Annotated in this window: 17 protein-coding genes; 9 read left to right on the forward strand and 8 right to left on the reverse strand. The window is 35.0% G+C overall.

Going from position 1 to position 23,770, the window contains the following annotated elements:
- Position 1: 1 nt before the first annotated feature.
- Positions 2-823 carry a hypothetical protein gene (locus RB619_RS04295; RefSeq protein ID WP_308094609.1) on the forward strand — a complete coding sequence of 274 codons (822 nt, stop codon included), beginning with the start codon at positions 2-4 and terminating at the stop codon, positions 821-823.
- Positions 824-833: 10 nt separating this feature from the next.
- Positions 834-2,267, forward strand: coding sequence for a glycosyltransferase (locus RB619_RS04300; RefSeq protein WP_308094611.1), 1,434 nt, complete (start codon positions 834-836; stop codon positions 2,265-2,267).
- 182 nt (positions 2,268-2,449) lie between these two features.
- On the opposite strand, the gene RB619_RS04305 is transcribed toward RB619_RS04300, so the two are convergent.
- A complete protein-coding gene (locus tag RB619_RS04305; RefSeq protein ID WP_308094614.1) occupies positions 2,450-4,393 on the reverse strand; it encodes a glycoside hydrolase family 97 catalytic domain-containing protein in 1,944 nt (647 codons plus the stop codon).
- A 254-nt stretch (positions 4,394-4,647) separates the two neighbouring features.
- Here RB619_RS04305 and RB619_RS04310 point away from each other — a divergent pair, with 254 nt between their 5' ends.
- Entirely contained in the window at positions 4,648-4,824 is a 177-nt protein-coding gene (locus tag RB619_RS04310) for a hypothetical protein (RefSeq protein WP_308094615.1), read from the forward strand.
- A 113-nt stretch (positions 4,825-4,937) separates the two neighbouring features.
- Here RB619_RS04310 and RB619_RS04315 read toward each other — a convergent pair whose 3' ends face one another.
- The 5 genes from RB619_RS04315 to RB619_RS04335 all read right to left on the reverse strand — a co-directional run bounded on the left by RB619_RS04315 (position 4,938) and on the right by RB619_RS04335 (position 15,062).
- The gene (locus RB619_RS04315) at positions 4,938-6,161 is read right to left on the reverse strand and encodes a response regulator (protein WP_308094617.1); all 1,224 of its coding nucleotides are present in this window, start codon (positions 6,159-6,161) and stop codon (positions 4,938-4,940) included.
- Between the two features lie 20 nt (positions 6,162-6,181).
- Complete coding sequence (locus tag RB619_RS04320; protein ID WP_308094620.1) at positions 6,182-12,556, reverse strand: HAMP domain-containing protein; 6,375 nt, start codon at positions 12,554-12,556, stop codon at positions 6,182-6,184.
- 165 nt (positions 12,557-12,721) lie between these two features.
- Positions 12,722-13,153, reverse strand: coding sequence for a response regulator (locus RB619_RS04325; protein WP_308094622.1), 432 nt, complete (start codon positions 13,151-13,153; stop codon positions 12,722-12,724).
- Complete coding sequence (locus tag RB619_RS04330; protein ID WP_308094624.1) at positions 13,140-14,600, reverse strand: ATP-binding protein; 1,461 nt, start codon at positions 14,598-14,600, stop codon at positions 13,140-13,142. The genes RB619_RS04325 and RB619_RS04330 overlap by 14 nt, the downstream gene beginning before the upstream one ends.
- An 84-nt stretch (positions 14,601-14,684) precedes the next feature.
- Positions 14,685-15,062, reverse strand: a complete 378-nt coding sequence (locus tag RB619_RS04335) for a response regulator (protein WP_308094626.1) — start codon at positions 15,060-15,062, stop codon at positions 14,685-14,687.
- Positions 15,063-15,578: 516 nt separating this feature from the next.
- Between RB619_RS04335 and RB619_RS04340 the strand changes: the two genes are divergently transcribed.
- Genes RB619_RS04340 through RB619_RS04350 form a run of 3 tightly spaced genes read left to right on the forward strand, consistent with a single transcriptional unit; the run spans position 15,579 to position 17,578 of the window.
- A complete protein-coding gene (locus tag RB619_RS04340; protein ID WP_308094630.1) occupies positions 15,579-16,769 on the forward strand; it encodes a serine hydrolase domain-containing protein in 1,191 nt (396 codons plus the stop codon).
- A 42-nt stretch (positions 16,770-16,811) separates the two neighbouring features.
- A complete protein-coding gene (locus tag RB619_RS04345) occupies positions 16,812-17,162 on the forward strand; it encodes a methyltransferase domain-containing protein (protein WP_308094632.1) in 351 nt (116 codons plus the stop codon).
- Positions 17,099-17,578, forward strand: coding sequence for a hypothetical protein (locus RB619_RS04350; protein WP_308094634.1), 480 nt, complete (start codon positions 17,099-17,101; stop codon positions 17,576-17,578). The genes RB619_RS04345 and RB619_RS04350 overlap by 64 nt, the downstream gene beginning before the upstream one ends.
- Positions 17,579-17,605: 27 nt before the next feature.
- Here RB619_RS04350 and RB619_RS04355 read toward each other — a convergent pair whose 3' ends face one another.
- Positions 17,606-18,736 carry a PepSY-associated TM helix domain-containing protein gene (locus RB619_RS04355; RefSeq protein WP_308094636.1) on the reverse strand — a complete coding sequence of 377 codons (1,131 nt, stop codon included), beginning with the start codon at positions 18,734-18,736 and terminating at the stop codon, positions 17,606-17,608.
- A gap of 230 nt (positions 18,737-18,966) precedes the next feature.
- Between RB619_RS04355 and RB619_RS04360 the strand changes: the two genes are divergently transcribed.
- A complete protein-coding gene (locus RB619_RS04360) occupies positions 18,967-21,363 on the forward strand; it encodes a TonB-dependent receptor (protein ID WP_308094638.1) in 2,397 nt (798 codons plus the stop codon).
- A gap of 94 nt (positions 21,364-21,457) precedes the next feature.
- On the opposite strand, the gene RB619_RS04365 is transcribed toward RB619_RS04360, so the two are convergent.
- Positions 21,458-22,237, reverse strand: coding sequence for a hypothetical protein (locus RB619_RS04365; RefSeq protein ID WP_308094640.1), 780 nt, complete (start codon positions 22,235-22,237; stop codon positions 21,458-21,460).
- A 253-nt stretch (positions 22,238-22,490) separates the two neighbouring features.
- On the opposite strand from RB619_RS04365, the gene RB619_RS04370 reads away from it, so the two are divergent.
- A complete protein-coding gene (locus tag RB619_RS04370) occupies positions 22,491-23,126 on the forward strand; it encodes a hypothetical protein (RefSeq protein ID WP_308094642.1) in 636 nt (211 codons plus the stop codon).
- Positions 23,127-23,279: 153 nt separating this feature from the next.
- Positions 23,280-23,726 (forward strand): hypothetical protein, encoded by a 447-nt coding sequence (locus tag RB619_RS04375; protein WP_308094643.1) that lies wholly within the window; start codon positions 23,280-23,282, stop codon positions 23,724-23,726.
- Positions 23,727-23,770 lie beyond the last annotated feature (44 nt).

Here is a 23,770-nt window from a genome sequence, read left to right on the forward strand (position 1 = left end):
GATGGTAAAAGTTTGGGAACTATATGAAAAAGGCGATTGGGTTGTGCCATTTCTGATTTTTTCGATCAGCTTGTTTGTTGGCGCTTCTTTTCTTTTGTATCTGATCATTATTTGGAGCCGAAATAAAAAAATCAAAAGAACCCGACTTAAATCAGAATACAGTTTATTGATTGAAAAAATGATGTCGGCTGTGGTTTTTGAAGATGTTTTGTTTTCTGCTTTAAAAGAAGATAAAGAAACGGGATTGCTTTTCAAAAAAGCATTTTTTAGAGAAACGGTAACGGAAACAATTATAAATCTGCATAAAAATTATGACGGCGTTTATGCGCAAAAAATCGAGCAGTTTTATAAAGATTCTGGATTAATAAACGATTCGTTCAAAAAACTGAAAGATCTAAGATGGGAAATAAAGTGCAAAGGAATCACTGAACTTTCAGAATTCAATATCAGCGAGGCTTTTGAAAAGATTATTACATTATCTAAAAAGAAGAAAAAAACTTTAAAAATCACCGCAATTAATGCCGGTATTAAGCTTGCCGGAACAAAAGGCATTGTTAATCTTGTAGAACATCCTGATCCTATTGACGACTGGACGCAAGTGAACATTATAAGTGCGTTTAAAAAACACGATATAGGCGATACAAAAGGCGTTGAACTTTTATTAGAATCAAAAAACACAACGGTTATCGCACTCGGATTAAAACTTATAAAAGAACTGAAACTTACTCAGAAAGTTAAGTATGTAGCGCAACTTGTTGATCGAGCGCCTAATACAGCAATCAAATACGAAGCGCAAAATGTATTGCAGTCATTAACTGTTTAATTATAAGCCAATGGATTTTTTAAATAACGAATTAACATGGTTTCTAGATCTTTACATCGTCCTTATTTTGGGCTATGCGATATTGATCATGTCTTCGTACCTAATATTAGCCTATCTTTCTTCAAAAGCACTTTCAAGCTATCTAAAAAAAAATAGTTTTGTTGATTATGATGTGCTCCTTACAAGCGAATTTGCCCCAAAATTGTCTTTAATTGCACCCGCATACAATGAAGGTTTTACGATTGAAGAAAATGTGAAGTCGTTACTTTCTTTAAATTACAATAATTATGAAGTTATTGTCGTGAATGACGGAAGCAAGGACAACTCGATGGAAATCCTAATCAAAACGTATGATCTTGTTTTGACAGAATTTGATTTTCACGAACAGATTGAAACCAAAAAACTAAAAGGAATTTATACATCCAAAAACGCTGCATTCAAAAAATTAATTGTAGCCGACAAAGAAAATGGAGGCAAAGCCGATGCGTTAAATGTTGGATTAAATATTGCGCAAAACCCTTATGTAGTTTGTATTGATGTGGATTGTATTTTAGATAAAGATTCGCTGCTAAAACTGGCAAAACCATTTTTAGAATCGCACGGAAAACGTATTATCGCAACAGGCGGTGTGGTCAGAATTGCAAATCAATGTATCATTAAAAATGGACGTTTGGTAGAAGTTAATATTCCTGATAATATGATTGCAAGGATTCAGGTTCTTGAATATTTAAGAGCTTTTCTTTTGGGAAGAATGGCGTGGGGAAGACTCGACGGACTTTTGCTTATCAGCGGAGCATTTGGTGCTTTTGATAAAGAAATTGCGTTGCTGGCCGGCGGTTACAGTACAAAAACAGTAGGGGAAGATATGGAGCTTGTGGTGCGTATGCGCCGCTATATGCTCGAAAATAAATTGCCTTATTCAGTAAGTTATATTCCAGATCCATTGTGTTGGACAGAAGCTCCTGAAGATTTTAAAATATTCAAAAAACAACGAAGCCGTTGGATGAGAGGAACAATTGAAACGCTTAGTTTTCATAAAAGAATGTTCCTGAACCCTAAATACAAATTGTTAGGAATGCTCAGTGTGCCTTATTGGACATTATTTGAGTTTCTAGCTCCTGGAATTGAATTTATTGGTCTGGTTATAACACTTGTATTTATTTTATTAGGCTTGCTGAACTGGCATTTCTTTCTTTTGTTGTTGCTTTTTGTGTACACTTTTGCCGTTTTCTTCTCGGTTTTGGCGCTTTTCAGCGAAGAACGTACTTTTCATAAATACCCAAAACATGTCGATTTTTTCAAATTGCTTTTGGCCGCTTTTATCGAACCGTTGTATTTCCATCCATTAACGGTTTATTCGGCCTTAATTGGATATAAAGAAAAAGTAATGAGAACCAAAGGATGGGGAGAAATGACTAGAAAAGGATTTACGAAGAAAGAATAAGTTTTGAATTTCCATTCTTAAAGTAAAAACCCCAGCGGGGTAAAATATTTATAGAATTTCAATTAGACAAATGAAAAAAGCTCCAGCGGAGCGACATATTTAGATGTCGCTCCGCTGAAGCTTTACATTGTAAATGTGTATTTGTTGCTATAAATATCTCGCTCCTCTGGAGCTTTATATTATTAAGGCATAAATAAAACCGTTCCGCCATTTGCAGAAAGTTCCAGATTATAAGAGTCGTTTTCCAGTTTTTTAGTACTGAATTTTGATTCTTGACCTTCGCCATCACTTATTATAGAAACATTTTTGCCTTTTAGCATTGGTAAACTTACTGTGATGGTTTTTGTTGTATTTTCACCATTGATGGCAGCTACATACCATTTTGTATTTTTTCTTCGGGCAATTACGCAATATTTTCCTGGATAGCCATCAATAAAAACGGTTTCATCCCAAACGGTTGGAACATTTTTTAAATAATCAAATAAGTAAGCTGGTTTCTCACCTAAATTTTCAGGCGTTATTCCCCAATGTTGTACAGCCGAAAAGAAAACAACCGCAGTCGCCATTTCAAAAGCATCAGTAGTTTTTCTGATAGTACCTTTATTGGCTTCACGATGCAGTCGTTTGTTTAGAAAAACTGGCCCAAAATCCATTGATGCAACAGTGTTTCGTGTAAATGGATAAATCGTTGCCGTCGAAGGATATCGATCACTGAATGCTTGTTGAAAAACCAAATTCTCAGAAGCAAGAACCGCTTCACTGGTCATGTAATTTGGATACATTCGTTCCCAACCGCGCGGAAGTGTCGCCCCATGAAAATTGATGTTCAGTCCAAATTCTGCAGCGTCAACAAGAATATCGTGATAGAGTTTCATAGTTTCTTGTTTGTCTCCGCCAAAGAAATCTATTTTTAAACCTTTAACGCCAATTTGCTGTAACCACTGCATTTCTGCACGTCTGACTTCTTGGGTGTTCATTTTGTTTTTTGGAGTTTGTGGAGCGGTATTCCAGTTACCATTTGAATTGTACCAAAGTAAAACACCAACGTTTTTTGATTTGGCATAATCAACTAATTCGGCTATTTTTTCTTTTCCAATATTAACATCCCAAAGCGCATCAATTAAAATATATTCGCATTTCATATCGGCTGCCAAATTAATGAAAGTCTTTTGGTCGTTGTAATTACAGCTTTCATCTTGCCAAACAATCCAGCTCCAGCTTGCTCGGCCGGCATTAAATATTTTAGAAGTCTTTATAAGTGGTTTTACAACATTTGTCGATGCTGTCGATTCAACTATTGGTTTTAAAGTTTTGCCCAATGTTATGGTTTTCCACGAAGTCTGCATGGGTAAAATTCCAGATGCAGTTATAGGTCCTTGATGATTATTTTCACCTTCTTGCGGAAAAGTAACCGTATAGATTCCGTCTAAAGATGCATCACTCAATCGAGTTCCGGGATAATTACCACTGATACCAGTTTCAGAAATCAACAACCAGCCTTTGTCTTCAACATGAAAAAGTGCCGGAAAAGTGAAACCTAAACCATATTGCGATTTTGTTGCAATAGGTTGTTCTCTTGTATACTCTTCTTCATAAGATGGTTTTGTTTTCTCCCAACCGCTCAATGGAGGAGCTTGTGGAGTAATAAAAGTGGTTGATTTTGATGGAAGTTTAAAACCGGTAATTTCTTTTTCAATAATGCAGTTTCCAGTATTTTTTGTGCTTTTCGGAATTTGATAACTAAATGCAACATCCGTATCGGTAACTCTGAAAATGATATTTAAAGTTTCATTATTTGTGTTTGTAAAACTATATGTAATTTCATTTGCCTTATAATTAACCTGACTTACTTTAGATCGATCTAATTTATAAGATTCCTGAATTTTAGCTGTTTTGCTATTGATCAATTTAAGTCCTTTTGTAAAATCGCCAGCCGAACTTAATAGTCCTAGCGGAGACTTACCAAGGAATTCTTCGTTTTGATAAAATACTTGAAAATAAGGAGAGCCATTAATGACAGAAATTTCAAGTTTGATATTTTTATCGGGACTTGTTGCCGAAAGTTGTTGTGCTCGAAGTGAATTTGAAATTGTGAATAGGAGAAAACTAAGAAAGAAATATCTCATTTTTTGCGGTATTTTGGTCGGTTAGTAAAGTTTGATGTTTAAAAAATGGTAATAAGTGTAAAAATAACACTATTTTCGCAAAGAAAAATTTTGAAAAGAAAGTATTTGAAAAATTTCAAATATTTAGAATTGAATAAGAGAGAGGTAAAAGAAAAAAATACACCTTTTGGAGTATTTTTTTTAATCCATAATTGCGTTAGTTTCGTATATATGAATAAGTTAAGTTTTCTTTTTCAAAATCTTAAAATAAAGATATGATAAGTAATACACCAGAAAACAGTTTAATAATAGAGATCATTTTAATATCAATTATTATTTTAGGATTCTCGGTCTGCTTTTTTATTGTAAAAAGCAAAGTCTTAACTTTTAAAAAAGAAAAAATAACTGATGAGGATTATGATAAAAGTACTGAAAAAGCAATAAAAATTTAAGGAAATAATCTTTCATAACAGCCATAAATTCTTAGTAGCAGGCTGAATTCAGTTGTTTTAGATATCCCACTTTGAAGGGATATATTTGATTTGATTCTTTAGTTGAAGAAAATTTATTGCGGAATGTAAATGTCAAAAGTAGCGCCTTTCATGGGCTGAGCAGATGCCATAATTAGTCCATTATGATTTTCAACTATTTTTTTCACGATGGCAAGACCAATTCCTGTTCCGTCATAAATATCTCTAGTGTGAAGTCGTTGAAAAACACCAAATATCTTCTCGCTGTGTTCAGGTTCAAAACCTATTCCGTTATCCTGAAAACTAATATGACAATAATTTTCGAGCGGAACTAATTTATCATTATGTAAATCTTTGCCCGTTGCCATTCGGCTTTTAATTGTAATCTGCAACGGAATTTCCTTTTGTGAAAACTTCAGCGAATTATTAATCAAATTTTCAAGAAGCTGAATAAACAAAAATGGAATAATATTGACTTTTCCATGAAAAGCAGTTATTATTTCGGCATTTTTGTCCTTAATATTTTCTCTAAGTGCTTCTTTTACATTGTCTACAATTGTTTCAAGGTCTGTATTTTCATAAATACGATCAATGATATTGGTTCTTGAAAACGCTAAAAGATCATTAATCAGTTCGCGCATTCGATTGGTAGAATATAAAATTCGGTCAAATTTTAATCTTCCGTCAGGACTTAAATTGTCGTATTCTTTTGCGAGAATAATGTTCGAAAAAGTCTGAATTTTACGGAGCGGTTCCTGAAGATCATGACTTGAAATATGCGTAAAAGCATCAAGTTCTGTATTTTTTCTTTTTAGTTCATTTGCATATTTTTCGATAGCAAGATATTGCGAAGCCAAATCTTCATTGGCTTTCGTAATCTTAGCGTTAAGCGCATTTGTTTCTTCTTCCTTAAGCTGTAATTCCCTATTTTTTCTATATAATTCAGTAAAAACCATCACTTTGGCCTGAAGTATTTCAGCAGATAATGGTTTGATCATATAATCAACGGCACCAGACTGATAACCTTTGAATATATAATCGGACGTATTCATATTGGCAGTTAGGAAAATGATAGGCACATGCTTGAGTTTGTCGCTTTGGCGAATAAGCTCAGCGGTTTCAAATCCATCCATAAGAGGCATTTGCACATCCATCAAGATGATAGCAAAATCCTGTTTTTTGAGTAGAATTCGCAAGGCATCTTTTCCAGATGACGCTTCCACAAACTGATAGCCCATATTTGCCAGAATAACCTGCAAAGAAAGCAGATTTTCCTTTTTATCATCAACTAATAATATTTTAATAGGAGTGTGTGCCATTTTGATTTTTATTTAAAATATTATTTTAACCAAACCCTCATTAACGAAGATAATTGTTCAACATTAACCGGTTTCGTGATATAATCAGACGCGCCAGATTCTATACATCTTTGTCTGTCTCCTTTCATGGCTTTTGCGGTAACGGCAATAATAGTCAGGTCTTTATGTCTGGCATTTTGTCTAATGATTTTCATGGTTTCATAACCGTCCATTTCTGGCATCATGATATCCATCAGCACAATATCCATTTTCGCATTCTGATTTAAAATTTCAATAGCCTCATGACCGCTTTCGGCACTAATAACGTCTAATCCAAAACGTTCCAAAGCTGTTGTCAACGCAAATAAATTTCGAACATCATCATCTACCAAAAGTACTTTTTTATTGATGAGAACATCTTCTTTTAAATAATAAGTTTCAATGAGTTGTTTCATGCTTTCCGGCAAATCTTTGTGTACACGATGCAGGAATAGGGCAGTCTGGTCAACTAATTCATCAATTGATGTAGCACTTTTTGTAATAATGCTGTGCGCAAATCGGCTGAGTTTGCTACGCTGTTTTTTGTTTACATCGCCGGCAGAATGAATAATAATTGCGGTTTCCTGTCCGTTGATATTATTCTCAAGATCAGTTAATAAATCTAATCCATCTGCATCTGGGAGTACTAAGTCTAAGATAATACAATCAAATGACTTTTCTTTAATAAGTTCAACTGCATCTTTTGCGGTCAAAGCAGTCGAAATCGAAATATCATCTCCTTCAACGGCTTCGACAATTCTTTTTAATTCGGCTTGATTATCATCAACGACTAATAAATTCTTCTCTTTTTTATTTTTAAAATCATGAATGTCGTTAAAAAGTGCCGTCAATAAATCATTTTTGACTGGCTTAACGAGAAAGTTTCGGGCACCGCGTTTCAAACCTTTGTTTCTTTCATCTTCGCCAGAAATAATATATACTGGAATATGGCGCAACGTAAAATCAGTTTTCAATCGGTCCAAAATTTTCCAACCGCTCGTATCCGGCATATTTAGATCCATCGTAATCGCATGAGGTTGAAACTGATTGATGTAGTCAATTACATCATTTCCTTTAGTAGTCACCACAGCTTTAATATCATGCTGATGCGCTCTTTCAAGTAAAATTTTGGCAAAAGTCAAATTGTCTTCAGCAATTAGAAGTACTTTGTCGTCTGGTTTTATGATTCCACGGTCGTCTCCAACTTCATCAGCAAAATACAAATCAATATCCGACTTGTTGAAACTTGAAGAAGGAAGTGATTTTAAGCGGCTTTTTCCGGCGTGTAGCACATTTGTTTCTTCATTGACGCTGATGTCTTCAATTTCAGCAATATGAACAAATTTAAGAGGCAAAAACAAGGTGAATTTACTTCCAATACTAGTATCACTTTCTAATTCGATGCTTCCTCCCAATAAGTCAGATAAACCACGGCTGATCGATAATCCTAAACCAGTTCCTCCATATTTACGGCTTGTAGAGCCTTCTGCCTGTTGAAAGGCTTCAAAAATGATGTTTTGTTTTTCTTTTGAGATTCCGATTCCAGTATCCGAAATTTCGAAAGCGACTACAGCTTCAGCATTTTCTAGACTTGTATTTTTGGTTTTCCAGTTATTATCAGCTTTATAAATATTCAGTTTAACCGAACCTTTTTCAGTGAATTTGAAGGAGTTAGACAAAAGATTTTTTAGAATCTGATTTAGTCGCTGTGAATCGGTTTCCATTACTTCAGGAAGATTCGCATCCATAAAGATTTCAAAATTAAGATGTTTTGCCTGCGAAATAGGGTTGAAGGTAGACTCCACAAATCGACTGATTTCGGCAAAACTAATCGGGTTATAATCGACAGAAATATAACCAGATTCAATTTTAGAAAGATCCAGAATATCATTAATCAGCTGAATTAAGTCATCACCGCATGAATTAATGGTTTTGGCAAACTGAATTTGTTTTTCGGATAAATTTCCATCGCGGTTGGCGATTAATTCGTTGGCTAAAATCTGTAAACTGTTCAGAGGTGTACGCAACTCATGAGACATATTCGCCAGGAATTCCGATTTGTATTTTGAAGTCAATGTAAGCTGATCTGCTTTTTCTTCCAAAGCTTTTCGCGCAACCTCAACCTCTTGGTTTTTAAGTTCCACTTCTTCTTTTTGATTGGCTAGCAGAATGGCTTTTTCTTCTAATTCTTCGTTGGTGTTTTTTAATACTTCCTGCTGACTTTTTAACTCGCTTGCCAAAGATTGAGATTGTACCAATAATTCCTCAGTTCTTGAATTCGATTCAATCGTATTCAGTACAATTCCGATACTTTCTGTCAAACCTTCAAGGAAATCTAAGTGTGTCTGATTAAACGTATCAAGAGAAGCCAATTCAATAACCGCTTTAAGTCGGCCCTCAAAAAGAACAGGAAGAATAATTACGTCTTGTGGTTTTGCATCGCCAAGACCCGAATTAATTCGGATGTAATCTTTAGGAACATTACTTAAAATAATACGCTCTTTTTCGATTGCAACCTGACCAATAAGTCCTTCGCCCATTGCGTATTGCGTCATTGAATCTTTACGTTTGATGTAAGCATATGAAGCAATTAAATTCAGTTTTGAGTCCATGAATTCTTCGTCTTCTTCCAAAATATAGAAAAGTCCGTGCTGTGCAGTTACTACGGCAGCAAGTTCTGAAAGAATCTTTTTTGTAACGGCATTAAGTTCTTTTTGACCTTGAAGCATCTGCGTAAATTTAGCTAAATTCGATTTCAGCCAGTCTTGTTCCTGATTACGCAATGTGGTTGCTTTAAGATTATAAATCATTTGATTAATAGTGTCTTTAAGTGCTTCAACTTCACCTTTTGCTTCAACACCAATTGTTCGCGTTAAATCTCCCTGTGTTACCGCCGATGCCACTTCAGAAATCGCACGTACTTGCGTAGTAAGATTCGCCGCTAGCTGATTTACGTTTTCCGTCAAGTTTTTCCAAGTTCCCGAAGCTCCTGGAACATTCGCTTGTCCGCCCAGTTTTCCTTCCGCACCAACTTCACGGGCAACTGTTGTTACCTGATCAGAGAAAGTGGCGAGCGTATCAATCATTTCGTTGATGGTATCAGTTAATTGCGCTACTTCGCCTTTTGCATCAATTGATAATTTTTGTTTTAAGTTTCCTTTTGCAACAGAAGTTACAACTTTCGCAATTCCACGAACCTGACCTGTTAAGTTAGACGCCATTACGTTAACGGAATCCGTTAAATCTTTCCAAGTTCCGGCAACACCTTTTACTTCCGATTGTCCTCCCAATTTTCCTTCGGTACCAACCTCACGCGCTACACGTGTTACTTCAGAAGCAAACGAATTCAACTGTTCCACCATCGTGTTGAAAGTGTTTTTCAAATCGAGGATTTCACCTTTTACGTCAACGGTAATTTGTTTTGAAAGGTCGCCATTTGCAACGGCTTTGGTTACATCGGCAATATTACGAACCTGGCCAGTTAAGTTCGATGCCATTTGGTTAACCGAATCCGTTAAATCTTTCCAAGTTCCAGCAACTCCGGGAACGAAGGCTTGTCCGCCCAGTTTTCCGTCAGTTCCAACCTCACGCGCCACACGAGTTACCTCGGAAGCAAAAGCACGAAGCTGATCCACCATCGTATTTACGGTTTCTTTCAATTGCAGAATCTCTCCACGAACGTCAGCCGTAATTTTTTTCGACATATCTCCGTTGGCAACGGCAATGGTTACCTCGGCGATATTACGAACCTGAGTGGTTAAGTTACCCGCCATTTGATTCACCGAATCTGTTAAATCTTTCCAAGTTCCAGCAACTCCGGGTACATTGGCTTGTCCTCCCAATTTTCCTTCGGTACCAACTTCACGCGCCACACGAGTTACCTCTGAGGCAAATTCACGAAGCTGATCCACCATTGTGTTCAAGGTTTCTTTTAATTGAAGAATTTCCCCGCGCACGTCAACTGTAATTTTTCGGGACATATCTCCATTTGCAACGGCAATCGCCACATCGGCAATATTACGAACCTGAGCAGTAAGGTTTCCAGCCATTTGATTCACCGAATCGGTTAAATCTTTCCAGGTTCCTGCAACTCCGGGAACGTTAGCTTGTCCTCCCAGTTTTCCTTCTGTTCCAACTTCTCGAGAAACCCTTGTAACCTCCGAAGCAAAGCCTCGAAGCTGATCCACCATGGTATTAATTGTATTTTTTAACTCTAAGATTTCTCCTTTTACGTCAACCGTAATCTGGAGTGATAAATCTCCTTTTGCAACCGCAGTTGTTACTTCGGCAATATTTCGAACTTGTCCAGTAAGATTCGATGCCATTTGGTTTACCGAATCCGTTAAATCTTTCCATGTTCCACCAACACCTTCAACTTGTGCTTGTCCGCCCAGTTTTCCTTCGGTACCAACCTCACGCGCTACACGAGTTACCTCGGAAGCAAATGAGTTAAGCTGCCCCACCATTGTATTAATGGTATTTTTAAGCTCTAGAATTTCTCCTTTAGTATCAACCGTAATTTGGCGCGATAAATCGCCTTTTGCCACTGCTGTTGTTACCTCAGCGATGTTACGTACTTGTCCGGTTAAGTTGGATGCCATTTGGTTAACAGAATCGGTCAAATCTTTCCACGTTCCACCAACACCTTTTACTTTTGCCTGACCGCCTAATTTTCCTTCTGTACCAACCTCAAGTGCCACACGGGTAACCTCAGAAGAGAAGGAATTCAACTGATCCACCATCGTGTTGATGGTTTTCTTCAATTCAAGGATTTCTCCTTCGGCGACCGCTGTAATTTTTTTCGATAAATCTCCATTTGCTACGGCCGTCGTTACCTCGGCAATGTTACGAACTTGTCCAGTAAGATTCGATGCCATTTGGTTCACCGAATCGGTTAAATCTTTCCATGTTCCACCAACACCTTTTACTTTGGCCTGACCACCCAGTTTTCCTTCAGAACCTACCTCACGCGCCACACGAGTTACCTCAGAACCGAATGAGTTTAGCTGATCCACCATGGTATTGATGGTATTTTTTAGTTCAAGGATTTCTCCTTCAACGTTTACAGTAATTTTTTTAGATAAATCGCCTTTTGCTACGGCAGTTGTAACCTCGGCAATATTACGTACTTGTCCGGTTAAGTTGGAGGCCATTTGGTTTACAGAATCGGTCAAATCTTTCCAAACTCCACCCACACCTCGCACTTTTGCCTGACCTCCCAGTTTTCCTTCAGAACCTACTTCACGTGATACACGTGTAACCTCAGAAGAGAAGGAATTCAGCTGATCCACCATGGTATTAATTGTATCTTTTAACTCTAAGATTTCTCCTTTTACGTCAACGGTAATTTTTTTAGATAAATCTCCTTTTGCTACCGCGGTTGTTACATCGGCAATATTTCGTACTTGTCCGGTAAGATTCGATGCCATTTGATTCACCGAATCGGTTAAATCTTTCCAAGTTCCACCAACACCTTTTACTTGTGCTTGACCGCCCAATTTCCCTTCGGTACCAACTTCACGCGCCACACGTGTAACCTCAGAAGAAAAAGAGTTCAGCTGATCCACCATCGTATTAATGGTATTTTTTAATTCTTGGATTTCTCCTTTTACGTCAACGGTAATTTTTTTGGATAAATCTCCTTTTGCCACCGCGGTTGTTACATCGGCAATGTTACGCACCTGACCAGTAAGGTTACTCGCCATTTTATTTACAGAATCGGTCAAATCTTTCCAAACACCACCAACACCACGCACTTTTGCCTGACCTCCCAATTTTCCTTCGGTACCAACTTCACGCGCCACACGCGTAACCTCCATCGAAAAGAGGTTCAGCTGTTTCACCATTCCGTTTACCTCTTTGGCAATTCTAAGAAATTCCCCCTGCAATGGATTTCCTTCAATAGCTAAAGGCATTTCCTGAGAAAGATTCCCTTTTGCAACCGATGTAATTACGTGCGCAATTTCAATCGTTGGGTGAACCAGATCCGAAATCAAAGTATTTACCGAATCAACGCAAGAACTCCATGAACCACGCGCACCGTCAAGCACCACGCGATTGGTTAATTTTCCCTGTTTACCAATGCTTTTCCCAACCTTTTGAAATTCAAAAACCATTCTTTCATTCAGGTCAATGATTTCATTTAGAGTGTCGCATATCGCTCTTTTTGTTCCATCTTGATCCGTTGGAAAACGTTGCGAAAAATTACCGTTTTTGACTTTCAGCAAAATCTTCAAAAATTCGGCATCACTGAGAATTGATTCTTCGGTTTTATTTTTCTTGCTTTTGCGTTCTGCTGTTTGTTCTTCTGTAATAACAGGCAGCGCAATCAGCACGTCATTTTTTGGCGTTTTATTTTTGTGAATTTTATTTTTCATAATTGGTGGCGTTGCAGCAGGTTTAGTTTTTTGGCGATTGGAGGTTAATTGATAATTGTGAATTGATAATTGTGAATTGATAATTGTGAATTGTCAATTATTAATTGTTAATGTGAGTTTTTGATTTTTCATTTACAATTAACAATTCATAATTAACAATTGTTTTTACACGTTTTCATTCAATAAAATTTTCCTTAGATGAAATTGCACGAAAGCATCCATGGAATCTGATCTTTTTGTGTTGTCTGTATAATTCAGCGGTTTTATTATGTATCCTGAAATTCCTAAGTTTTCGGCAGTTTCACGATCACTGCTTTCAGACGAAGTTGTCATTATAAATACTTTTAAATCTTTTAGTTTTTCGTCCGCTCTAAGGATTCTTAAAAACTCAATTCCGTTCATTTTTGGCATATTAATATCTAGCAGAATAACATCTGGAATTAGCGGATTGTCAGTTTTTCGTAGCATTTGAAGTGCTTCTAGACCATTATATGCAGTATGAAGATCATATTTGATCTCCAGCTTTTTCAGTGAACGTTCTACTGATATCGTGTCTAGCTCATCATCTTCAATTAATAAAATATTAGGCTTTCTCATACTGTTTGTTATTTCGCCAAGTGAAAGTAAATGTGGTTCCTTCACCTAATTTTGATTCGACATGAATAGTTTCTCCTTGGTCGTCAATGATTTTTTTGACAATGGCAAGTCCCACGCCGGTACTTTCCATTTCGTTTTTCTCTCGGAGCGTTTGGAAAATTTCAAATATCTTTTGGTGGTATTCTTCATCAATTCCAATTCCGTTGTCTTTTACTGAAAACTCATAAATGTTGTTCACTTTTATGCACTTTATTTCGATAAATGGATTTTCAGGTTTCGAATATTTAACCGCATTGCTAATTAAATTTGAAAAAAGCTGTTCGAGTTTTAAGCGTTCTGTAACAAGTTCTGGCAGATTAATTATTTCAAGTTTAAATTCTCTCGGAACTATTGATTGGGCAATTTCATGAACAAGTGCATTTGTATCAACAATTTCGGGAGAAGTTTTACGGTTGATTCGGGCGTAATCTAAAAGCCCGTTAATCAAAGCTTCCATGCGCTGTGTTCTTTTCGGAATAATATTCAAGTAATTTCTAAGAGCAGGAGAGAGTTCGCTTGACAAATCTTCTTCAATCCAGCTGATTACATTGTAAATTCCTCGAAGTGGCGCTTTTAAATCGTGCGAAACGACGTAGGCAAACTTGTTGAGTTCTTCATTTTTGTTTTCCAATTCCTGAATATTTTTTTCAAGACGGCGCGACATTATATTTAAAGATGATGCAAGGGCACTCAGTTCATCATTTTTATAATCTTGAACAATGGTAAAACGGCCTTTCGAAATCGTATCAGCCACACGTACCATCGAATTGATTCGTTTTGTAATCATCATGACGATGTAAGCCGTGCTGCATATTCCGATAAAAATGGTGAGCGTTAAAAATACCAACGAATAGTTTCTGGCATTATTTAAAGAATGCAAAAGCATTTCGCTATGATGGGTGCGCGTTTTGTATTCAATTTTATCAAATGTTTTAAACTTTTGGGCAATAGAATCGTTGATGTTTTTTCCAATATGCTTTTTGAATTTATTTTCTAAAAGATATTGATAAGCTACCGCATTTTCTCTTCTTGCTCTAATTAATTCAGAAGTAAATGAGAGCCACTCACCGTGAAGAACACTTATCGAATCTAAAATCGAAGACTGAATCTGATTACTGTCAATAAGCGTATGTTGTTCTACAAAATAACCAGGTACTTTTTCTATACCACTATAATAAGGAGCTAAATAAGTACTGTCACTAGTCAATAAATAACCTCTTACAGCACTTTGCATTTGTAAAATGGCCCTATGTGTTTTATTTGAATTGCGAATTACGGCTTCTGATTTTGAAAGAAACTGAGAGTTTTGATTTACCTTCAACGACAGTCTGTAATTAGTATACGAATCTGCAGCAGAAAGCAAAATGATAAACGTAAAGGCTAAAATTATTTGCGTGGATAATTTCATTGTTTTTCTCTTAAGAAAACCGCATTAAACAATAAAAAACAACTTATTTGAAAATGGGCATATTTTGCATTTTTGAAAAATTTACTATATCGTGAAATCACTTATAATTTTCTTTAGTTCATTAAAATCACTAGGTTTCGAGATAAATTCTTTTGCACCGTAACTTCTGGCTTTTAGTTTTGTTTCTTCAAATTGAGATGTAGAAAAAACAACAACCGGAATATCTTGAATGAGTTTTTGCGCCTTAATTGCCGTTAAAAACTCAAAACCTGACATGATTGGCATGTTCAAATCAAGGAATATGATATCTGGACTAAGCTCTTGACTAATTAGTTTGTTAAGCGCTTCAACTGAGTTGTGCATTGCCGTATAATCAGCATCTGAGACGGCCTGTAGCGCTTCCATGAAAAATTCGCAATCGTCAACATCATCGTCAATTTGCAGTATATTTTTATAAATCATATATGTTTTTGGTTTAAGTAGAAAATGATAATTTTTTGAATCGCATTTTTTTTGGTGAAATAGAGGTCAATTCAAAAAACTTAAAAAAAAATAAATCGGTGAATTTATTAATCAATTTTGGCGCTTACTGATAATTAAATGCATCATTATTTGCGCGTGTGCAATCTTCGAGATTGAAATGGGGAACACAGCTGTATTTTGTAACCGAAATTAAAAAACCAACAGTGCGTATTTTGAAGTAAAAATGTTTCATAGAATTCAGAATTTTTGGTGTTAATTCATCTATGAAAGTATAAATAAGATTTTCCTTTCGTTTACATGATTTTGGCGCAATGTTATATAATTATCATCTCATTTTATAATTTGAACATATTTGATGATTTTGAATTTGTAAAATTTTCTATTAAGTTTATAATCAGTTTGTTTGCTTCTAAATTTTATTTTGAAGAAGTTTTTTATTTTAAAATTTGGAAAGAAGACAATCTAAAAACGACAAATAATTTAATACACTTGAAAATGAAAAAAATGTTATTAATTATTTTTTTCGCTGGTATTGTTGGAAGTACGGCACAAAATTATGTTTTAATAAAAAAGCTTGACGGAAGCACGATTTCTTCAGATAGTCTTACCAAAAAAATAGAACAGCTAATGAAAAACGGAGACGTAAAAGGTTTGGGCGTTGCTGTTTTTAATTCGAAAAAACCAGTTTATATTAAAACTTTTGGATACAGTGATGTAGAAAATAAAAAGCAATTGCAATTGCAGACCAATTTATACGGCGCGTCATTTAGCAAGGCGGTTTTTGCGGTTTTGGTATTAAAACTGGTTGAAGAAGGAGTTTTAGATTTAGATAAACCACTTCAAAGTTATCTTCCAAAACCAATTTATGAGTACGAACATAAAGTTTGGCATGAAGATTATAAAGATTTGAAAGACAGTCCGCAATATACAAAAGTAACTGCCAGAATGTGTCTTGATCACACTGCCGGATTCCCAAATTGGCGCTGGTTTGAATCGGATGAAAAATTACGTATCAAATTTGAACCGGGAACTCGTTATAGTTATTCAGGAGAAGGTTTAACGTATCTTCAGGTTGTAATTGAGAAAATTACCGGAAAACCTTTAGAAGATTTGGCTCAAGAAAAGATATTCAAACCGCTCGGAATGACTTCGTCCAGTTATAAATGGCAACCGCAATTTGAAAAAGATTACGCCTACGGATATGATACAGAAGGAAAAAAACAGGAAAAAGATAAAGATAATGCGCCAAGAGGGGCAGGAACGCTAGAAACAACTTTTGAAGATTATAGCAAGTTTATTACTGCAATTTTGAACAAAAAAATTCTGAAAGCAAAATCATATAAGGAAATGTTCAGTCCGCAGATTCGGATTCATTCTAAAAACCAATTTGGCCCTGGAGCATTGGAAGATGGAAATTGGAATGACAAAATTGAACTTTCCTACGGTCTGGGATGGGGCGTTTTGAAATCACCATACGGCGTTGGTGCTTTTAAAGAAGGACAGGGTTCTGGTTTTCAAAATTACAGCATTGTTTACCCTGAAAAAGGAATTGGAATGCTTATAATGTCTAACAGTTACCCTACAAGTGGCATAATAAAATATTTACTAGAAACCGGAATTGCAGATACCTATACGCCATGGGAATGGGATCAATATATTCCGTATGATGCTAAAAAAGGGTTGTAAATAATTTGAGATATTCTTAAATTTATAAAAACAGAAACAATCATGCCTTGGAATCCTGAAATCTATAATAAATTTAAAGACATTCGATTTAAGCCTTTCGTTGATTTGACGGAGCTTATAAAACCGATTGCTTCTGGAAACGCCATTGATTTAGGTTGTGGAACAGGGGAGCAGTCTATTTTTTTAGCCGAAAAATTTAAGCAGATCAATTTTTTAGGAGTGGATTCTTCGACTGAAATGCTTTTTAAATCGAAAGCTTTTGAGACAAAAAATCTTCATTTTCAACAATCAACAATTGAAGACATTGCAAATTCAGATAAAAATGGGATTTGGTTTTTAGCAATGCAGCATTGCAATGGTCAGACGATCATAAAGTTTTATTTCCAAAGTTGATTAATTCGCTGAATTCTGCCGGACAGTTTGCAGTTCAAATGCCGGTTCAAAAAGAAAATACATTGAATAAATTACTCTACGAATTGGCCGATGAAGAACCATTTAAAAGTTATTTAAAAGGTTGGAAAAGAGATTCACCTGTTTTGAGTATGGATGAATATGCGCAAATAATGTTTGAAGGAAATCTTGAAGATATTCAAATTATGACGAAAGTGTATCCAATAATCGCTCAAAATCATGATGCGCTTTTTGATTTTATTTCAGGCTCAGCTCTAATTCCGTACATGGAGCTTTTTCAACAAGATCAACAGCAACTTTTTGTGGATGCATTTAAAGAAAAAATAGCGGTTAATTTTCCTAAACTTCCTGCTATTTATGCCTTTAAAAGAATTTTTCTTTATGGAATTAAAGCTTAAAAGCGATAAATTCCGAGTAAGATAATCTTAAACGATTGCCTTATTCAATTTTTTGTTTACCGTTTTTGCTGGAGATTTTTTCTTTGTTTTTTTCTTCTTTTTCAGCCAAATAATAAATCCAGTAATTGGCAGACTCGCGGCAATCAAGCTGGCCAGAAAAGCGATGATTTTACCAAATAAACCAAAGAATCTTCCTGTGTGAATATCGTAATTAGACGCTTCGATTGTATCAGCAGTATTAAAATCTTCGTACAATTTATAGCGAAGCATTTGACCCGTTTTTGGATCAAAATAAAATGTATTTTGTTTTCGTGACCACTTATAAGGGTAAAGCATTCTTAATCGTAACTCTTTGCCCTTTTTTATTGAAAATGTTACGGTATTTGCACCTGGATAGTTCTTGTTTTCAGTTTTATAGATTCTGTCGTAACGAGCTGCTAATGATTCTTTTTCTAAAATTGGTTCATTTATTACTTCTCGACCTTCATTAATTTTTGTGCCTGTAACAAAAGCGGCCGCATTTTTAACTTCTTTAAAAGCAAAAAATAAACCCGTAAACACAATTACAATCAAAAAAAAGGAAGCATAAAAACCTAATACATTGTGCAAGTCATAATTAACGCGTTTAAAAGTACCTTTCCATTTAATAGTCAAAGATTGCTTCAATGATCTTATTTGCAGCGGAAACCATAAAATTAAACCGGTTATAAGCATCAATGCAAAAATTACAACTGCCCAACGTTGTATAAAACTTCCCGCTTCGCCTAAAAGCAGTTCGGTATGCAGTTTTCTCACAACTGTTAGCCAATCTTGTTTTTCATTGCCAATTAAAGCAGCGTCATAGGGATTAAAAAAGTAGGTTTTCTTTTTTGTCGAAAGTTCTACAGCGGCATTCGGAATTTTTTGATTGATTTTGATCGAAGTAATTTTGTCTTTCGGAAATTGCTTCTGAAAATTACTAACAATTTTTTCAAGTCCAACAAAAGGCTTTTCCTGAATTGGAACATATAATTTTTCTTCTTTTGAAAAACTTCTTATTTCTTCTTCAAAAACATAAATACAGCCGGTAATACTGATGATGAAAACAATAATTCCGGTTGCTAATCCAAGCCATAAATGAATTTGGCGCGCTGTATTTTTAATTTGTTTTGAAATCATAAAAAAGATGTAATTCCTTGTGCAGAATTTTAAGATGATGCGGGCAAATATAACGGTATTTTAGAAACAGTCCAAATAATAATTAGCTTAGAAACTATTACGATTTCGTGTGTTTTATAAATTTATTTAGGTTGTTTTTTTTCTGAAAAAATAACATTCATCAGTTGATATTTTCAAATTTATATTGTTCTTTTGCGCTTTAATTTAGAATAAGTATAAATAAGAATAATATGAAAGTAGCATTACATTTAATTTCCTCTTTTATAAAATTATCCAGTTTAAGAAGCAAAACAGCAATTATGCTGTTTTTTATTGCTTTTAATTTTGGATTTCTTCAGGCACAAACCGCTTCAGCAGGACAAATTTCTGGAAGTGTAATTACTAATGAAGGAAATGCTGGTCAAGGCGTTTTAGTAAAATTGGTCGAAATAAATAAAACCGCTGTAACCAATTCAGCTGGTAGTTATGAATTTAAAAAAGTTCCATTTGGAAAATATACTTTAGAAGTTTCAATGCCTGGCTATGAATCTTCTTTAGAAACGGTAGAACTTACAGATCAGTCACCATCAGTTTCTATTGATATCAGAGTAAATTCATCGATTGAAAATTTAGATGATGTTGTGATTAGAACAGGAGGAAACCGATTTGCGAAAAAAGAAAGTATCGATGTGGCTAAAATGCCTTTGAAAAACATTGAAAACTCGCAGGTTTATATCGTTGTCAGCAAAGAATTAATGAAAGAACAGGTTGTAACAGATTACAACAGTGCTTTTAAAAATGTTCCGGGAGCAGGTATCGCCGAAGTTAGAAACCAAGGACGTACTACTTCAATTTCAAGAGGTTTTCCTACGCCACAAGTAGTTAGAAACGGTGTTGGAAGTTTTACCTATACAACAATCGATCCTTCAAATTTAGAGCGTATTGAAGTTATCAAAGGACCATCTGCAACGCTGTTTGGAAGCACATTATCATCTTTCGGCGGATTGTTCAATCGTGTTACTAAAAAGCCTTTTGATACTTTTAAAGGCGAAGTTTCTTATTCTGCTGCAAGCTGGGATCTTAACCGATTGACTTTTGATGTGAATACGCCAATAAATCAAGATAAAACTGCTTTATTGAGAATTAATACCGCACTGCATAGCGAAAGAAGTTTTCAGGACGCAGGATTCAACAAAAACTTTTCTTTTGCACCAAGTTTCTCCTACCAAATTAATGATCGATTAACGCTTTTAATCGATGCCGAATTTAGTTTGTACAAAGCAACTTCGCCAACCAGATTGGCTCCTTTTGTAGTAGCAAATACACAAAGCAGTATTGAGGCACTTGATATTCCTTATAAATTATCTTTTGCTAATAATACGATCAATTATACAAGTCAGCAATATAATATTTTTGCACAATTAAAGTATCAAATATCTGATGAATGGACGTCTCAAACTATTTTGTCAAGAACAAGATCATCGTCTGAAGGTTATGTTGTGGCTTTGCAAATGAGATCGGCTACAACGTTAAGACAACAGGTAACCAATCAGGATTCACCATTTTATGGAACTGATATTCAGCAAAATTTTATTGGAAAATTTAATATTGGCAAGCTTAAAAATAGAGTAGTGGCTGGTTTGGATTTTTACAGTTTGCGCGCTACAAGAAATGATGCAATCGTTAATATGCCGGCAATGAATTATAAAAAGCCTGGTGCGGCTTATGATAACTTTACGCTCCAAAAAGTAGAGCCAATGTTTGCCAATGCTACTTATACAAATTTTGTATCAAATGACGAAGATACGTATAGCGCGTATGTTTCGGATGTATTAAATGTAACCGATAAATTATTGGTAATGGGTGGAGTTCGTATTGATAAATATGAGAATCACGGAACGTATTACCCTAGCAAGGATTCGATCGCAGGAAATTATAATCAGACGGCTGTTTCGCCAAAATTTGGAGTTGTTTATCAAATTGTAAAAGATAAAGTTGCCGCTTTTGGTAATTATATGAATGGTTTCAGCAACGTTTCAGGTTCTGATTTCTATGGAAATACGTTTAAACCAAATCAAGCGAATCAATGGGAAGGCGGATTTAAATTTGATCTAAACAAAATATCGGCAACACTTAGTTATTATGATATTGCTGTGACAAACATTACACGCGATGATCCGGATCATGTTAACTATTCAATTCAGGATGGAACTCAGGTAAGTAGAGGTTTTGAAGCAGAATTTATTGCCAACCCAATTTCAGGATTAAATATTGTGGCAGGTTATACATATAACGACAGTAAATACGAAAAGAGCAATGCCAGTGTTCAAGGTTTAAGGCCAACTACCGCTGGATCTCCAACAACAGCTAACTTATGGGCAAGTTACAGACTTGTTACAGGTCGCGCGCAAGGTTTAGGAATTGGTTTTGGAGGTATCTACGGAAGCGAATATTATCAGACGAATACGACGACGTTCAAATTCTCAATTCCGTCGTATACTGTTCTAGATGCGTCTCTTTTTTACGATCAGCCAAGATACAGACTTGGTTTGAAGGTTGACAATTTGACAAATGAAAAGTATTGGTCATACCGACTTGCAGCACAAAATCCAACACGTGTAACAGCAAATGTGACGTTTAAGTTTTAAATCATTTTTAGCATTATAAAAGGAAAGGGATTATTTCAAGATAAATGAAATAATCCCTTTTTTTTATACGATGAAGTTTCTTTTACTAAAGAAATCACTCAAAATTTTTTCTTAAATCTATAATAGTTTGGTTGGGAACGTCAAGATTTACAAAGCCTCTGCGAGGTCGGTCTAAATCCATTGTAAACAATACAACTAGAGATACTAAAAGACAAAAACCAATTTGAACCAGCCAATCAATTCTGCCATTTCGCCCTTCTGAATAACCGCTGTAAAATGCTGTTATAATCGACAAGAAAAATAACATTACCAGAATGCTTTGCGGTACTTTTGCTTTTTCGCCAGCAAGTCGAGAACTGGCAACATCAATCATGGCATTTAAAGCGGGTATCATTTGTTGTGTTGCAGCAAGATGATTTGGGTCTTTAGAAAGATTTGATGCTCTTTTCCAAAGTTTTGCAGAAATTATCTGTGATAAACTGTCGGCTTTTAAAATTCCTTTTAAATTGGCCCCAGTTTCATAATAAGATATTCTTACTTCTACATAATCTCTAAAATCTTTTCGGAATGCCGTTCTTGTTGAATCAGGATATAAATCACTTCTCAACAGAGCAGTACCAATGTCATTTGCTTCCTCTACAACTATTTTTCTGCGAGAATCGTAACGGTCGCTGCTCATGCCAAAAGTAAAGGCTAATAAAAAAAATAGCAACGCAATAAGAGAAGACGTTTCAGCAGATTTTTCCTCAGCAGGTCTCTTGTTTCGAATATACTTGCCAATTTTTTGTCCTATAAAACATGAAACAAGCATTAATATAAAAAGCAACAACGAAATTACCCAAGCCTCAGTCTGAATTAGTGTATTTGTTTCCATATAATCGATTTCAATATTATGAAGTATTTTTATATTAAATTCAATATAAAGATATTCTTTTTAATGCTATTTTTATCCCCAGTTTTTAAGATTTTTAAAAATAGCATAAGATTATCAGGTACTTATACGCAAATATTCAGTGATTTTATATATGAATGAAGATTTTCTCTCAACTATAAACTGATTTTTATAGATTTGTAAAACTATATTTGCCCAAAGATTATTTGGGAAGCAATTATAAAATTTAAAGACAATGAAATCTGTTACTTCAATATTTTTATTTTTAATGTTTGTCTGGTCAAGTTCTTACGCGCAATTAAGTTCAGATAAAATATTCGAAAGTTTTAAGCAAGGAGAACGCACAAACTGTTCATCGATTGCTTTTATTAAGGCTTCTTTAAATATTTATGGACTAGACAACCTTTTTGTCACCGAAAAAATAGATGATAATCTGCAAAAGATAACCTTGAAGAATAATGAATCTTTCAATATTAATAGTGAAGAAATAAGCAAAGCAAAAATCTCAGCTGATTTTGTCTGCATCAAAGATAATTGCGAGAACGAAAAAATTATCGAATACGCAATATTGACTTATGCCGTAATGGCAAAATACAAACAGATTATTGATAAAGAAGATACTTTTGACAGAGCTTTGGAAGATTTAGAAAGCGGTGAAGTTTATACGCCAACGATCTACAAATATTTAGGATTTCAAAAAGGCAAACAAATAGAAAAATTAAAAAGAGAATCTGGAAGTGAATTTTGCGGTGTTGTAGCGTGGTCAACAGCACATGCAGTATTTGTTTGCGAAGACTATATGGACTATTACGGCAATAAAAAAAGTATTTGGATAAAATACCCTGGCCGTTTTAGAATAATCAAATCTTAATAATTTGATATTGATTTTTTAAGTTAAATGTAATAATTTGCCTACACAATCGCTAAAATGAAAAATTAATTGCAAAAAAGAATTTAATAAAGTTGCAATTTAAGTTAATTTATATATTTTTGTTTCCATCCAATTAACCAAATCTACTAACAAATGAAGAGCAAGATTTTCTTACTAAGTTTCCTTTGCTTCATGGCAACTGTAGCTGTATCAGCACAGGCTAAAAATGCTCCAAGAAGTATTATCAGTACAACAGCTATTATCCGTAAATACCACGATCAAAAAGAATTGGCCGGTATGCAAAAAGGAGAACTTTTGGAATTGTACATTGAGCGTATTAAAGTTTTAGTAAAAACTCTTCCTTACATCGCTTTGGTTACTAAACCAGGAGTTACAATGTCAGACTTAGGTATTCCAGATGACGCCGAGCACAAAAAAGTATTAGATGGTCAAGCAGTTGGAACTACAACATTCTTAGATACTACTGTAGAGTTTCAAAGAAAAATGATGCCATATTCAGATAAAGGAAACCTTATCGCGGCAATTTTGTTTTATGAAAGTACATTGAAATCATTACACGAATTCAACGATTCAATGTAATACATTTCATACCATATAAAAACCTCCAAAGCTTTCTAGTTTTG

The sequence above is a fragment of the Flavobacterium sp. LHD-80 genome (assembly GCF_030929605.1).
GTDB lineage: Bacteria > Bacteroidota > Bacteroidia > Flavobacteriales > Flavobacteriaceae > Flavobacterium.

Bases quoted from the DNA above. Each gene is read 5' to 3' on its own strand.
- RB619_RS04360 (WP_308094638.1), top strand. From the start codon at position 18,967: ATGAAAGTAGCATTACATTTAATTTCCTCTTTTATAAAATTATCCAGT.
- RB619_RS04315 (WP_308094617.1), bottom strand. From the start codon at position 6,161: ATGGCACACACTCCTATTAAAATATTATTAGTTGATGATAAAAAGGAA.
- RB619_RS04365 (WP_308094640.1), bottom strand. From the start codon at position 22,237: ATGGAAACAAATACACTAATTCAGACTGAGGCTTGGGTAATTTCGTTG.
- RB619_RS04335 (WP_308094626.1), bottom strand. From the start codon at position 15,062: ATGATTTATAAAAATATACTGCAAATTGACGATGATGTTGACGATTGC.
- RB619_RS04305 (WP_308094614.1), bottom strand. From the start codon at position 4,393: ATGAGATATTTCTTTCTTAGTTTTCTCCTATTCACAATTTCAAATTCA.
- RB619_RS04370 (WP_308094642.1), top strand. From the start codon at position 22,491: ATGAAATCTGTTACTTCAATATTTTTATTTTTAATGTTTGTCTGGTCA.
- RB619_RS04325 (WP_308094622.1), bottom strand. From the start codon at position 13,153: ATGAGAAAGCCTAATATTTTATTAATTGAAGATGATGAGCTAGACACG.
- RB619_RS04355 (WP_308094636.1), bottom strand. From the start codon at position 18,736: ATGATTTCAAAACAAATTAAAAATACAGCGCGCCAAATTCATTTATGG.
- RB619_RS04310 (WP_308094615.1), top strand. From the start codon at position 4,648: ATGATAAGTAATACACCAGAAAACAGTTTAATAATAGAGATCATTTTA.
- RB619_RS04300 (WP_308094611.1), top strand. From the start codon at position 834: ATGGATTTTTTAAATAACGAATTAACATGGTTTCTAGATCTTTACATC.
- RB619_RS04345 (WP_308094632.1), top strand. From the start codon at position 16,812: ATGCCTTGGAATCCTGAAATCTATAATAAATTTAAAGACATTCGATTT.
- RB619_RS04295 (WP_308094609.1), top strand. From the start codon at position 2: ATGGTAAAAGTTTGGGAACTATATGAAAAAGGCGATTGGGTTGTGCCA.
- RB619_RS04340 (WP_308094630.1), top strand. From the start codon at position 15,579: ATGAAAAAAATGTTATTAATTATTTTTTTCGCTGGTATTGTTGGAAGT.
- RB619_RS04375 (WP_308094643.1), top strand. From the start codon at position 23,280: ATGAAGAGCAAGATTTTCTTACTAAGTTTCCTTTGCTTCATGGCAACT.
- RB619_RS04330 (WP_308094624.1), bottom strand. From the start codon at position 14,600: ATGAAATTATCCACGCAAATAATTTTAGCCTTTACGTTTATCATTTTG.
- RB619_RS04320 (WP_308094620.1), bottom strand. From the start codon at position 12,556: ATGAAAAATAAAATTCACAAAAATAAAACGCCAAAAAATGACGTGCTG.